At 72.7% G+C, this 12,425-nt stretch carries 8 protein-coding genes, 1 tRNA gene, 1 other RNA gene and 1 pseudogene; 9 read left to right on the top strand and 2 right to left on the bottom strand.

The annotated features are described in order from the left end of the window. Nucleotides 1–9 precede the first annotated feature (9 nt). Nucleotides 10–807 carry a sulfite exporter TauE/SafE family protein gene (locus ACWENR_RS00370; protein ID WP_452274908.1) on the bottom strand — a complete coding sequence of 266 codons (798 nt, stop codon included), beginning with the start codon at nucleotides 805–807 and terminating at the stop codon, nucleotides 10–12. Between the two features lie 212 nt (nucleotides 808–1,019). Further along, nucleotides 1,020–1,104 (bottom strand) — tRNA-Ser (locus ACWENR_RS00365). An 82-nt stretch (nucleotides 1,105–1,186) separates the two neighbouring features. On the opposite strand from ACWENR_RS00365, the gene ffs reads away from it, so the two are divergent. From ffs to ACWENR_RS00320, 9 genes and pseudogenes are all read left to right on the top strand, one after another. Further along, an RNA gene (ffs, locus tag ACWENR_RS00360) (signal recognition particle sRNA small type) lies at nucleotides 1,187–1,277 on the top strand. Between the two features lie 108 nt (nucleotides 1,278–1,385). Beyond that, a complete protein-coding gene (locus tag ACWENR_RS00355) occupies nucleotides 1,386–4,265 on the top strand; it encodes a DNA polymerase III subunit gamma and tau (RefSeq protein WP_452274907.1) in 2,880 nt (959 codons plus the stop codon). A gap of 402 nt (nucleotides 4,266–4,667) precedes the next feature. Next, a complete protein-coding gene (locus tag ACWENR_RS00350; protein ID WP_452274957.1) occupies nucleotides 4,668–4,976 on the top strand; it encodes a YbaB/EbfC family nucleoid-associated protein in 309 nt (102 codons plus the stop codon). Nucleotides 4,977–4,983: 7 nt separating this feature from the next. After that, a complete protein-coding gene (gene recR / locus ACWENR_RS00345) occupies nucleotides 4,984–5,577 on the top strand; it encodes a recombination mediator RecR (protein ID WP_393111552.1) in 594 nt (197 codons plus the stop codon). Nucleotides 5,578–6,116: 539 nt separating this feature from the next. Next, nucleotides 6,117–7,781, top strand: coding sequence for an ABC transporter substrate-binding protein (locus tag ACWENR_RS00340; protein WP_452274906.1), 1,665 nt, complete (start codon nucleotides 6,117–6,119; stop codon nucleotides 7,779–7,781). Nucleotides 7,782–7,858: 77 nt separating this feature from the next. After that, the gene (locus ACWENR_RS00335; RefSeq protein WP_091101233.1) at nucleotides 7,859–8,863 is read left to right on the top strand and encodes an ABC transporter permease; all 1,005 of its coding nucleotides are present in this window, start codon (nucleotides 7,859–7,861) and stop codon (nucleotides 8,861–8,863) included. After that, nucleotides 8,860–9,828, top strand: coding sequence for an ABC transporter permease (locus ACWENR_RS00330; RefSeq protein ID WP_452274905.1), 969 nt, complete (start codon nucleotides 8,860–8,862; stop codon nucleotides 9,826–9,828). Before ACWENR_RS00335 ends, ACWENR_RS00330 begins: the two co-directional genes overlap by 4 nt. A 178-nt stretch (nucleotides 9,829–10,006) precedes the next feature. Beyond that, a pseudogene (locus tag ACWENR_RS00325) lies at nucleotides 10,007–11,029 on the top strand (ABC transporter ATP-binding protein); the annotation flags it as partial. A gap of 203 nt (nucleotides 11,030–11,232) precedes the next feature. Continuing rightward, nucleotides 11,233–12,336 carry an ABC transporter ATP-binding protein gene (locus ACWENR_RS00320; RefSeq protein WP_452274904.1) on the top strand — a complete coding sequence of 368 codons (1,104 nt, stop codon included), beginning with the start codon at nucleotides 11,233–11,235 and terminating at the stop codon, nucleotides 12,334–12,336. Nucleotides 12,337–12,425 lie beyond the last annotated feature (89 nt).

The raw sequence follows: 12,425 nt of genomic DNA, 5'->3' as shown, positions 1-12,425 counted from the left end.
CGTGTCGGCTCAGGCCAGCAGGTTGACCAGCGCGGCGAGCCCGACCACCACGATCGCGGCGCGCAACGCCGCCGGCGGCAGCCGGCGTCCCCACCGCCCGCCGACCAGGCCACCCAGCACGGAACCCGCCGCGATCAGCAGGGCCGGCTGCCACGCCACCGTGCCCAGGGCGACGAACAGCACCGCCGCCACCCCGTTCACCAGGCCGGCGAGCACGTTCTTCACCCCGTTGACCCAGCGCAGGTCGGTGGAGAGCAGCACGCCGAGCAGCCCCAGCAGCAGCACCCCCTGGGCGGCGCCGAAGTAGCCGCCGTACACCCCGGTGGCGAACACGCCGAGGAGCAGGAGCGGCCCGACCCGCCGGACCTCCCCGTCGGCCGGCGGCGGCGCCGTGTCCGCCGCGCCCTGCCGCCGGCGGGCCAGCGCCCGGGCCAGGCGCGGCTGCGCCACCACCAGCACCAACGCCGCGACGATCAGCACCGGCACGATCGCCCGGAACGCTCCCGGCGGCAGTTGCAGCAGCAGTACGCCGCCCGTGACTCCGCCCAGCACGCCGGCGACGCCCAGCCGCGCCAGCAGCCCGCCGTGCCCGGCCAGGTCGTGCCGATAGGCGTACGCCCCGGAGAACGACCCCGGCACCAGCCCGACCGTGTTCGACACGTTAGCCACCACCGGCGGATAGCCCAGGGGCAGCAGGACCGGGAAGGTCACCAGGGTCCCCGAGCCCACCACCGCGTTGATGGCTCCGGCCGCCACTCCGGCGGCCAGCACCGCCAGCCCCTCGGCGGCGTTCAGCATCGTGTTCATTTGTGTCCGCGCTTTCCCCGGGCCGGTCGTCGCCCTCAGGTCGCCGCCGCCCGGTTACCTCGCTGTCGAATGCGGATGTCAGCGTAAGGTTCCGGCCCCGGTCGTCGATCGGCCTGCGTCGGAGATCACGCGGCCGGTGGGCGCGACCGGACGTACGACGAAGGGCCGGTCCCCGTGGGGGCCGGCCCTGTCGTTCTTCCTGCTCAAGAGAGCGGAGGATACGAGATTCGAACTCGTGAGGGTGTGAACCCAACACGCTTTCCAAGCGTGCGCCCTAGGCCTCTAGGCGAATCCTCCGCAGACGAGGATACAGGTCCCCGACGGGTCGGCCACCCCACCACCCCCTGAAGATCGACCGCCGGTCGGGTAGGCTTGGCGGCACCCCCCGTGCGGCGTGCATCTCGTGAACCTCCCCAGGGCCGGAAGGCAGCAAGGATAAGCGGGCTCTGACGGGTGCACGGGGGGCCTTTCTGTCTCCGGGTGCCGGTAACGTCCCTGCGGGTCAGGTCACCGGCGGGGTGGGTGGTCACCCGCGGCTGACCGGCGCAGAATGGCTCGGTCGAGAGGAGGCGGGACGGGTGGCACTGGCGCTCTACCGCAAGTACCGGCCACGCACCTTCGCCGAGGTCATCGGGCAGGAGCACGTCACCGAGCCGCTGTCGCAGGCGTTGCGCAGCGGGCGGCTCAACCACGCCTATCTCTTCTCCGGCCCACGCGGCTGCGGCAAGACCTCCAGCGCCCGGATCCTGGCCCGCTCGCTCAACTGTGAGCAGGGTCCCACCCCGGAGCCGTGCGGGCAGTGCGAGTCGTGCCGCGAGCTGGCCACCGACGGCGGCTCGATCGACGTGCTGGAGATCGACGCCGCCAGCCACGGTGGCGTCGACGACGCCCGCGAGCTGCGCGAGAAGGCGTTCTTCGCGCCGGCCAAGAGCCGCTTCAAGATCTATGTCATCGACGAGGCGCACATGGTCTCGTCGGCCGGCTTCAACGCCCTGCTCAAGCTGGTCGAGGAGCCCCCGGAGTACGTCAAGTTCATCTTCGCGACCACCGAGCCGGAGAAGGTCCTCGGCACGATCAAGTCGCGGACGCACCACTACCCGTTCCGGCTGATCCCGCCGAAGGTGCTCCGCCCCTACCTGGAGCAGCTCTGCGAGGCCGAGGGGGTCTCCGTCGAGCCGGCGGTCTTCCCGCTGGTGGTGCGCGCCGGCGGCGGCAGCGCCCGGGACAGCCTCTCCGTGCTCGACCAGCTCATCGCCGGGGCCGGGCCGGAGGGCGTCACCTACCCGCGGGCCGCGGCCCTGCTCGGCGTCACCGACGCCGCCCTGATCGACGAGATGTGCGACGCGCTGGCGGCCGGCGACGGGGCGGCCGCGTACGCGACCGTCGACCGGGTGGCCGAGGCCGGGCACGACCCGCGCCGGTTCGCCTCCGACCTGCTGGAGCGGCTGCGCGACCTGATCGTGCTCCAGCAGGTGCCGGACGCCGCCACCAAGGGCCTGATCGACGGCCCGGCCGACCAGATCGAGCGGATGGCCGCCCAGGCCCAGCGGCTCGGCCCGGCCACCCTGTCGCGCTGCGCCGACATCGTGCACAACGGCCTGGTGGAGATGCGCGGCACCACCGCCCCCCGGCTGCTGCTGGAGCTGATCTGCGCCCGGATGCTGCTGCCGGGCGCCGACGACACCAGCGGCGGCCTGCTCCAGCGCCTGGAACGCATGGAGCGCCGGCTCACCCTCGCCGGCACCGACGCGCCGCCGGCCGCTGCCGGCCCCGCGCCGGTCGCCGCCGCCCCTGCCGTACGCCCCGAGCCCGTCCCCGCCGCGTCCCCGTCGCCCGAGGTGAACGCCCCGACCGGGGTGACCGCCTCCGGCGCGGGCGTCCCGACTGGCGCTCCGGGTGCCGGGCCGCGCGGGGTCGACGCGGGCGTTCCGGCGGCTGATCCGGGTGCCGGGCCGCGCGGCGCCGGCGCGGGCGTTCCGGTGGCTGATCCGGGTGCCGGGTCGCGCGGCGTTGGCGCGGGCGTTCCGGGGGTGGAGGGTGCGCCGACGTCTCCGGTCGCACCGGTCTCGGCGGCTCCGGGCGCGCCGACCTCTCCCACCGCTCCGGCCCCGGCCGGGGCAGACCCTGCCGCAGGCGTTCCCCGGCGGGCGGTGCCGCCGTCGGCGGTGATGCCCGACCCGGCGACCCCCGAGCCGCCCCGCCCCGGCGCGCAGGCGACCGGCGCGCTGGACGCCGTCGCGGTACGCCGCGTCTGGCCGGACATCGTCGCCAAGGTCAACCGGATCAAGAAGCCGGCTGCCGCCCTGATGCGCGACGCGGTGGTGCGCGACGTGGACGGCGACACCCTGGTGCTGACCGTCAAGTCGCCGGTGCTCGCGCAGATGATGGGCAACCACACCTCGGTGCTGGCCGAGGCGCTCTACGAGGAGTTCGGCGGCCGCTGGCAGATCCGTTGCGAGGTGGCCGGCGAGCGGGGCGGCGCGTCGGTCGGCGGCCCGTCCCGTACCGCCGCTCCGGCCCGACCCGCCGCACCGCCGCCGGCCGCCCCCGCCCACGGCGGCGTGGGCGGCGGAACGTCCGCCGGGCCGAAGGGCGCCGGCGGTGGGCCCGATGGCACGGTCGGCGGGCCCCGTGGCGCGGCCGGTGGACTCCGTGGGCCGGGCGGGGCGGGCGAGGCGGCCGGTCCCGGTGCAGGCGCGGTGCGGGGCGGAGGTGCTCCCGCCGCCGACGCCGAGGACTGGCCCGAGCCGGCGCGACCCGGCGGCACGGCCGGCGGGGGCGAGGACTGGCCGGAGCCGGCCCGCCCGGGCGGTACGGCGGCGGGCGGCGACGACTGGCCGGAACCGGCTCGGCCGGGCGGCGCGTCGGCCACCAACCCGACGTCGACCACCGGTCCGACCGGCACCGCTTTGACCGGCACTGCTCCGACGGGTATCAGGCCGACGGGCGGCGCTTCGGGGGGCGGCGCCTCCGCGGGCGGCGCTTCGGCGGGTGGCGCTCCGGTGGGCGGCGCTCCTATCGGCGGCGGTCCGGCGACAGCCGCTGTCACGGGCGGCGGGTCGGCGGTCGCCGTACCGAAACCGGCCGGTCCCTCGGCGACGCCGCCGCAGGCCGCGTCCGCCGGTCCGCCGGTGAGCAGCGCGATCGCGGCGGCGCGGGCGGCTGCGGCGGGGCGCGGCCCGCGTCCGGCCCAGGCGGCCCGGAAGACGGCGGACGCCGAGTGGGCCGGCGAGCCACCGTACGACCCCGACTTCGACGGGCCGGTGCGCGGTGGAGCGGGGCGTCCCGGCGGGGCACCGACGGCGAGCCCGACCTACGAGGGCTTCGACCCCGGCGACGAGCCGCTGGACGAGGTGCTCGACGAGCGGACCGCGCGGGAGTCCAGCGAGGAGCAGGCGGTACGGCTGCTGCGCGAGGCCTTCGGCGCGGAGAAGATCGACGAGGTGGACGCCCGGTAGACGCGCCGCCCGGATCCGACGCTCGCCGACCGCGGCTGGCGACGGGACCGCGCGCCTGAAGCTGCTGGTGCACGCCGGGTACGCAGCGAGATCTTGGTAGGAAACGGCCCCTCTGGGGGCCATTCCCTACCAAGATCTCGACCGCCGACCGTCGTGCGCTGCCGGCTGGCCGTCGCCCGGTGACCGGGTCGGCGTGAGGACCCAGTGGGAGCACTGCCAGGGAGGCGCGGCGGCACGGTGGCGTCGACGCGTCCTCGTACCCCTCGATGACGGTGGTGTGCGGGCTGCCGCGCGGGGATGCACCGGGGCGGGCGGGGGCGCTCGGAGCGGATAGGCTGAGCGGCGGCCGAGCAGACGAGTGCGAGAAGGAGCCATCCCGTGCGCCCAGGTGGACAGCCGAACATGCAGCAGATGCTGAAGCAGGCGCAGAAGATGCAGCAGCAGATCGCCAAGGCCCAGGCCGAGCTCGCCGAGGCGGAGCTGACCGGCACCGCCGGTGGCGGCCTGGTGACCGCGACCGTCGCCGGCACCGGGGAGCTCAAGGCGATCAAGATCGACCCGAAGGCTGTCGACCCGGACGACGTGGAGACCCTGGAGGATCTCGTCGTCGCGGCCATGCACAACGCCGCCGAGGCGGCCCGGGAGCTGACCGAGAAGAAGATGGGCCCGGTCACCGGCGGCATGGGCGGCCTCGGCCTGCCCGGTTTCTGAGCGGCAGATGTACGAGGGTGCCATCCAGGACCTGATCGACGAGCTGGGGCGGCTGCCGGGCGTCGGCCCGAAGAGCGCCCAGCGGATCGCCTTCCACGTGCTGTCGGCTGATCCGGCCGACGTCAACCGGCTGGCGGGCGCGTTGCGCAAGGTCAAGGAGCTGGTGCGGTTCTGCACCACCTGCTACAACGTGGCCGAGTCCGACCAGTGCCGGATCTGCCGCGACCCGCGCCGCACCGACGAGGTGCTCTGCGTGGTCGAGGAGCCGAAGGATGTGGTCGCGATCGAGCGGACCGGTGAGTTCCGGGGTCGCTACCACGTGCTCGGCGGCGCGATCAACCCGCTGGAGGGGATCGGGCCCGACAACCTGCGCATCCGCGAGCTGATGACCCGGCTCGGTGGCGGCGCCGTACGCGAGCTGATCCTCGCCACCGATCCGAACACCGAGGGCGAGGCCACCGCCACCTACCTGGCGTTGATGGTCAAGCCGATGGGCATCGCGGTGACCCGGCTGGCGAGCGGCCTGCCGGTCGGCGGCGACCTGGAGTACGCCGACGAGATCACCCTCGGCCGGGCTTTCGAGGGCCGCCGCGCCGTCTGACCCGACCGCCGCGCCGTCTTATCGGTCGCTGCCTCGACCTGGCCCGCCCGCTGCGCCGACCTGAGCTGACCGGCTGCGTCCGGCGGTGGCGACGGCCGTCGTTTCGAGCTGGCGGCCTTGCCCGCCCGCCCGGCAGCGGCAGCAGCGGCGGCGTACGGCCCGGCAGCGGCGGCGTTCGGCCCGTCGGCAGTATCGGCTGATTCGGCCGCCGGGGCGGCAGATCCGGCGACGATGGCCGGCGCCGGATTCCCGGTGCCGGCCATCGTCGGACGCGCCTCGTCGTCCACTGTGGGTTCTGACATGTGGGCGGAGCGGGCGTCGATCGATGTAACAAGTTTGCATCGGTCAAACCGGGCATCTGCCCCCTTTGATAGCGGTCCGGCGCGGCCTCGCGGGCGGTGCGCATCGGTTAAGACACGATCCGGTACCAACCGCTCCGACGACGGTTTCCCGGCGGTCCGAACGAGGGCTAAGGTCACGGCCATCGGTGACCCCTGTCACCACGTTGTCCGTAACCCCAAGGACGAGGTGAAGCACCCATGCGTGCATCCAGGCCGAAGGTCGCTCTCGCGGCCGTCGCGGTCGCGGCCCTCGCGGTAGCAGGCTGCGCCGAGAGCGACCGCGATGACAGTTCCGGCGGTAGCAAGAAGGACACCCTGGTCTTCGGCGTAGCCGGAGACCCGAAGGTCCTCGACCCGAGCTTCGCCAGCGACGGTGAGTCGCTGCGTGTCGCGCGTCAGGTCTTCGAGACGCTGGTCCGTCCGGAGGAGGGTGGCACCAAGGTCACCCCCGGCCTGGCCGAGTCCTGGACCCCGGACGCCGCCGGCACGACGTGGACCTTCAAGCTGCGTTCCGGCGTGAAGTTCCACGACGGCACCGACTTCAACGCCGAGGCGGTCTGCAAGAACTTCGACCGCTGGTACAACGCCAAGGGGCTCATGCAGAGCCCGGACGTGACGCCGTACTGGCAGGACGTCATGGGCGGCTTCGCCAAGAACGAGAACGCGGACCTGCCGCCGAGCCTCTTCAAGTCCTGCACGGCCAAGGACGCCACCACGGTCGACCTGGCCTTCACCCGGGTGTCCAGCAAGATCCCGGCCGCGCTGATGCTGCCGTCGTTCTCGATCCACAGCCCGACCGCGCTGGAGAAGTACGACGCCAGCAACGTGGGCGGCACCGCCGAGGACATCAAGTACCCGGCGTACGCCATGGAGCACCCGACCGGCACCGGCCCGTTCAAGTTCAAGTCCTGGGACGTGGCCAACAAGACGCTCACCATCGAGCGTAACGAGGACTACGCCGGCCAGAAGGCCAAGCTGAAGACCCTCATCTACAAGACCATCTCGGACGAGAACGCGCGCAAGCAGGCGCTGCGCTCCGGCGACATCCAGGGGTACGACCTGGTCGGCCCGGCCGACGTCGAGCCGCTGAAGGGCGAGGGCTTCAACGTCCTGACCCGCCCGGCGTTCAACATCCTCTACCTGGCCATCAACCAGAAGGGGAACCCGAAGCTCGCCGACGTGAAGGTCCGTCAGGCCATCGCGCACGCCCTGAACCGGCAGGCGCTGGTCGACTCGAAGCTGCCCCCGGGCGCCAAGGTCGCCGACAACTTCATGCCGGACACCGTCGAGGGCTGGAACGGCGAGGTCACCAAGTACGACTACAACCCGGAGAAGGCCAAGCAGCTGCTGGCCGAGGCCGGCGCGTCGAACCTGACCCTGCGGTTCCACTACCCGACCGAGGTCACCCGGCCGTACATGCCGAACCCGAAGGACATCTTCGAGCTGCTCTCGGCGGACCTGAAGGCGGTCGGCATCAACGTCCAGGCCATCCCGCTCAAGTGGAGCCCGGACTACCTGAACGCCACCACCTCCGGCAACAAGCACGACATCCACTTCCTCGGCTGGACCGGTGACTACGGCGACGGCTACAACTTCATCGGCACCATGTTCGACCGGCCGAAGGACGAGTGGGGCTTCACCAACAAGGCCCTGTTCGACCAGTTCAAGGACGCGGACACCACCGCCGACCCGGCGGCCCGGGTGGAGAAGTACAAGGCCCTGAACAAGGCCATCATGGACTTCCTGCCGGGTGTCCCGGTGTCGCACTCGCCGCCGGCGATCGTGTTCGGCAAGGACGTGACCGGGGTCAAGGCGAGCCCGCTCACCGACGAGCGGTTCTCCACCGCCGAGTTCAAGTCCTGACCTGACGCAAGGACCGCGGGCGGGCGCTGTTTCGGCAGCGTCCGCCCGCGACCCTCCGTACCCCTTTCGAGGCCACCGTGTTCCGGTTCATCGTCAGACGCCTGCTCCAGCTCATACCCACGCTGTTCGGGCTCTCCCTCCTGCTCTTCATCTGGCTCCGTCGACTGCCCGGCGGTCCCGAGACCGCCATCCTCGGCGAGCGCGGGACGCCCGAGATGCGCGCCGCGATCCGGCGCAACATGGGCCTCGACGAGCCGATCCTGGTGCAGTACGGCCGGTTCGTGCGGCGGCTGCTCCGCCTCGACCTCGGCACCTCGACCTCCACCAAGCGCGCGGTCACCACGGAGTTCCTGGAGCGCTTCCCGGGCACCGTCGAGCTGACCGTCATGGCGCTGGCGATCGCGATCGGGCTCGGTATCCCCCTCGGCTACCTGGCCGCCCGACGTCGTGGCCGACTGCTCGACCACGCCTCGGTCGGCGGCTCGCTGATCGGCATCTGCATCCCCGTCTTCTTCCTGGCCTACGTGCTCAAGGCGATCTTCTCGGAGAACCTCGGCTGGTTCCCCTCCAGCGGCCGGCAGGACCCGACGCTCGGCGCGACCCGGATCACCAACTTCTTCGTCCTCGACGGCCTGATGACCCGGGAGTGGGACGCCGCCGCCGACGCGCTCTGGCACCTCGTGCTGCCGGGTGTCGCGCTGGCCAGCATCCCCCTGGCGATCATCGTCCGGATCACCCGGGCCAGCGTGCTCGAGGTGCTCAACGAGGACTTCGTCCGTACCGCCGAGGCGAAGGGCCTCACCGAGTCGACCGTCCGCCGCCGGCACGTCCTGCGCAACGCGATGCTGCCGGTGGTCACCTCGATCGGCCTGCTCACCGGCGGCCTGCTCTCCGGCGCGGTGTTGACCGAGACCGTCTTCGCCTTCAGCGGCATCGGAGCGTTCATCTACGACGCCATCGGCCAGCGGGACTACCCGGTGCTGATGGGCTTCATCATGATCATCGCGGTGGTGTACGTGCTGGTGAACCTCCTGGTCGACCTCTCCTACAGCTTGATCGACCCGAGGGTGAGGGTTCGATGACGATCACCAGTGGCAAGAAGAAGGAGAGGATCGACCGGCTCTCCGAGCTGGCCGCCCGCGACGACGAGCGCGGCGTCAGCCTCTGGCAGGAGGCGTTCCGCCGGCTGCGGCGCAACCCCGCCGCGATCATCGGCGCGGTCATCCTGGTGCTCTTCGTCCTGGTCGCGGTCTTCGGCCCGTTCTTCGTCCCGTACGGGCCGACGGACACGATCGGGATCCGCGAGGGCGTGGTGAAGTCGGGCCAGGGGCTCATCCCGGGTTCGTCCGGCGACCACTGGTTCGGCTACGACCACCAGGGCCGCGACGTGTTCAGCCGGATGGTCGTCGGCGCCCGGCAGACGCTGCTGGTCGGCGTGGTCTCCACGCTGATCGGTCTGGCGGTCGGCGCGTTGATCGGCGGGGTCGCCGGCGCGGCGGCCGGGCTCGGCGGCCGGTGGGGCCGGACGATCGACACCGCGCTCATGCGCGTCATCGACATGATGCTGGCGCTGCCCAGCCTGCTGCTGGCGGTGAGCATCGCCGCCCTGCTCGGGGCGAGCCTGGCCACCGTGATGATCGCCGTCGGCGTGGTCTCCGTGCCGGTCTTCGCCCGGCTGCTGCGCGGCTCGATGATCTCCCAGGCCAACAGCGACTACGTGCTGGCCGCGACCTCGCTGGGCGTGAAGAAGTCGAAGATCGCGATCACCCACGTGGTGCCGAACTCGCTCGCCCCGGTGATCGTGCAGGCCACCCTGACCCTGGCGACGGCGATCATCGAGGCCGCCGCGCTCTCGTTCCTCGGCCTGGGCAACCCCGACACGGCCGTGCCCGAGTGGGGTGTGATGCTCGCCGACGCGCAGCAGTACCTGGGGATCCGGCCGGCGCTGGCCATCTATCCGGCGGTCGCGATCATCATCACCGCGCTCGGCTTCACCCTGCTCGGTGAGGCGATGCGCGAGGCTCTCGACCCGAAGCTGCGGAAGTAGGCGCGATGTGTGAAGCGCGAGGAGTGAGCTTGCGAGCCCCGCAGTCGCGAGCGGAAGGTCGGCTGTGTGAAGCGCGAGGAGTGAGCTTGCGAGCCCCGCAGTCGCGAGCGGAAGGTCGGCTGTGTGAGGCGCGAGGAGTGAGCTTGCGAGCCCCGCAGTCGCGAACGGAAGGTCGATGATGGCACTGCTCGAAGTGGACGACCTCTCGGTCACGTTCGCCCGGCGCGGTCAGCGCGCCGTGCACGCCGTCGACGGGGTCTCGTTCTCCGTCGACGCCGGCGAGGTGGTCGGCCTGGTCGGCGAGTCCGGCTGCGGCAAGAGCGTCACCTCCCTGGCGATCATGGGCCTGCTGCCGAAGCAGCCGGGCCTGCGCGTCGGGGGCAAGGCGGTCTTCGACGGCACCGACCTGCTCCAGCTCGACGACCGGTCCCGGCGGGACATCCGGGGCCGGGACGTCGCGATGATCTTCCAGGACCCGCTCTCCTCCCTGAACCCGGTCATTCCGATCGGGCTGCAGGTGACCGAGGTGCTCACGCGGCACCGGGGGATGAAGGGCGCGGCGGCCGAGAAGGAGGCGGCGGCGCTGCTGGACCGGGTCGGCATCCCCGACCCGAAGCGGCGGTTGAAGGAGTACCCGCACCAGCTCTCCGGCGGCATGCGGCAGCGTGCCCTCATCGCGATGGCGGTCGCCTGCAAGCCTCGGCTGCTGATCGCCGACGAGCCGACCACGGCGCTGGACGTCACGATCCAGGCGCAGATCCTGGAGCTGCTCAAGGAGCTGGTCCGCGACTCCGGCACCGCGCTGGTCATGATCACGCACGACCTGGGCGTGGTGGCCGGCATGTGCGACAGCATCAATGTGCTCTACGCCGGCCGGGTGGTGGAGACGGCCCGCCGCCGTCCGCTGTTCCGCGAGCCGCGGCACCCGTACACCGTGGGGCTGCTCGGCTCGGTGCCCCGCCTGGACGCGGGGCGCGGCGAGCGGCTGAACCCGATCCCCGGCTCGGTCCGCGACCTGCTGCCCTGGCCGGACGGCTGCGCCTTCGCGCCGCGCTGCGCCCGGCAGGTCGACGAGTGCGTGGGGGAGCCGCCCGCGCTGGTGCTCGCCCACGACGGGCGCAGCTACCGCTGCGTCAACCCGGCCCCGCTGCCCGGCGTCGTGCCGGCCGCCGCCGCCCCGGCCACCGTCCCGGCAGCGACGCCGGCCACCGCCCCGGCCGCGGAGGCCCCGGCGGCGGAGACTCAGGCCGCGGAGGTCATGGTGGCGGAGGCCCCGGCCACCGAGGTCCCGGTGGCGGAAACCCCAGCGGCGGAGGCCCCGGCCGCCGAGGCCCCGGCCGCCGAGGCCCCGGTGGCGGAGACGACCCCGGGCCCGGTGCCCGCCCCGCGCGAGGAGGAGAAGCCGTGACCGAGAGCGACATCCTCGTCGAGGTCCGCGACCTGAAGGTGCACTTCCCGATCCGGCGGGGGGTCATCCTCGACCGGACGATCGGGCACGTCAAGGCGGTCGACGGCGTCGACCTGCGCATCGCGCGCGGCAAGACGTACGGCCTGGTCGGCGAGTCCGGGTGTGGCAAGTCCACGCTCGGCCGGGCGCTGCTCCAGCTCACCCCGCCCACCAGCGGCCAGGTGGAGTTCGACGGCGTCGAGCTGACGAAGCTGCCGGCGGGCAAGCTGCGCTCGATGCGCCGCCGGATGCAGATGATCTTCCAGGATCCGATGTCGAGCCTGGACCCCCGGCAGAACGTCGAGTCGATCCTCACCGAGGGGTTGCAGACCCACGGCATCGGCGGCAACCGCGACGAGCGGCGGCGGATCATCGGCGAGACGCTGGACGCGGTGGGCCTGCCCCGCTGGGCGCTCTCCCGCTACCCGCACGAGTTCTCGGGCGGGCAGCGGCAGCGCATCGGCATCGCCCGGGCGCTGGTGCTCGGCCCTGACCTGATCGTCGCCGACGAGCCGGTCTCCGCGCTCGACGTGTCGATCCAGGCCCAGGTGGTCAACCTGCTCGACGAGCTCCAGGACAGCCTCGGCCTGACCTACCTGGTGATCGCGCACGACCTCGCGGTGGTGCGGCACATCTCCGACACCGTCGGCGTGATGTACCTCGGCGCGCTCGTCGAGGAGGCGCCCAGCGACCGGCTCTACACGGAGCCGCTGCACCCGTACACCCGGGCGCTGATGTCGGCGGTGCCGGTGCCCGACCCGGACGTGGAGGACCGGCGGGAGCGCATCCTGCTCGCCGGCGACCTGCCCTCGCCGGCCAACCCGCCGTCGGGCTGCCGGTTCCACACCCGCTGCCCCTGGGCGCAGCCGACCCGCTGCGCCGACGAGCGGCCCGCGCTGCGGGAGATCGGCGGCAGCCGGGTCGCCTGCCACTTCGCGGAGCCGATCGCCAGCGGCGAGTTGCGTCCGCACAAGGTGAGCGTGCAGATCACCCGGCCGATGGACGAGGGCGAGGAGCCGCACACCGTCTCCGCCCCCAGCGAGCCGGGCTCGTACGTCTGATCCGGCGGCGCGGACGCGGCCCCGTCTCGACCGGGTCGCGTCCGCGCCGCCGCCAGCCCTGGGAGGACGTGCGTCGTCCGCCCTGTGAG

The sequence above is a fragment of the Micromonospora sp. NPDC004336 genome, from assembly GCF_053602615.1.
Note: the sequence above shows the minus strand (reverse complement) of the source record. Positions and strands in the feature narration are given on the sequence as shown.

Excerpts from the sequence above, each read along its gene's own strand:
- ACWENR_RS00330 (WP_452274905.1), top strand. The coding sequence starts at position 8,860 with ATGACGATCACCAGTGGCAAGAAGAAGGAGAGGATCGACCGGCTCTCC.
- ACWENR_RS00340 (WP_452274906.1), top strand. The coding sequence starts at position 6,117 with ATGCGTGCATCCAGGCCGAAGGTCGCTCTCGCGGCCGTCGCGGTCGCG.
- recR (WP_393111552.1), top strand. The coding sequence starts at position 4,984 with ATGTACGAGGGTGCCATCCAGGACCTGATCGACGAGCTGGGGCGGCTG.
- ACWENR_RS00370 (WP_452274908.1), bottom strand. The coding sequence starts at position 807 with ATGAACACGATGCTGAACGCCGCCGAGGGGCTGGCGGTGCTGGCCGCC.
- ACWENR_RS00350 (WP_452274957.1), top strand. The coding sequence starts at position 4,668 with ATGCAGCAGATGCTGAAGCAGGCGCAGAAGATGCAGCAGCAGATCGCC.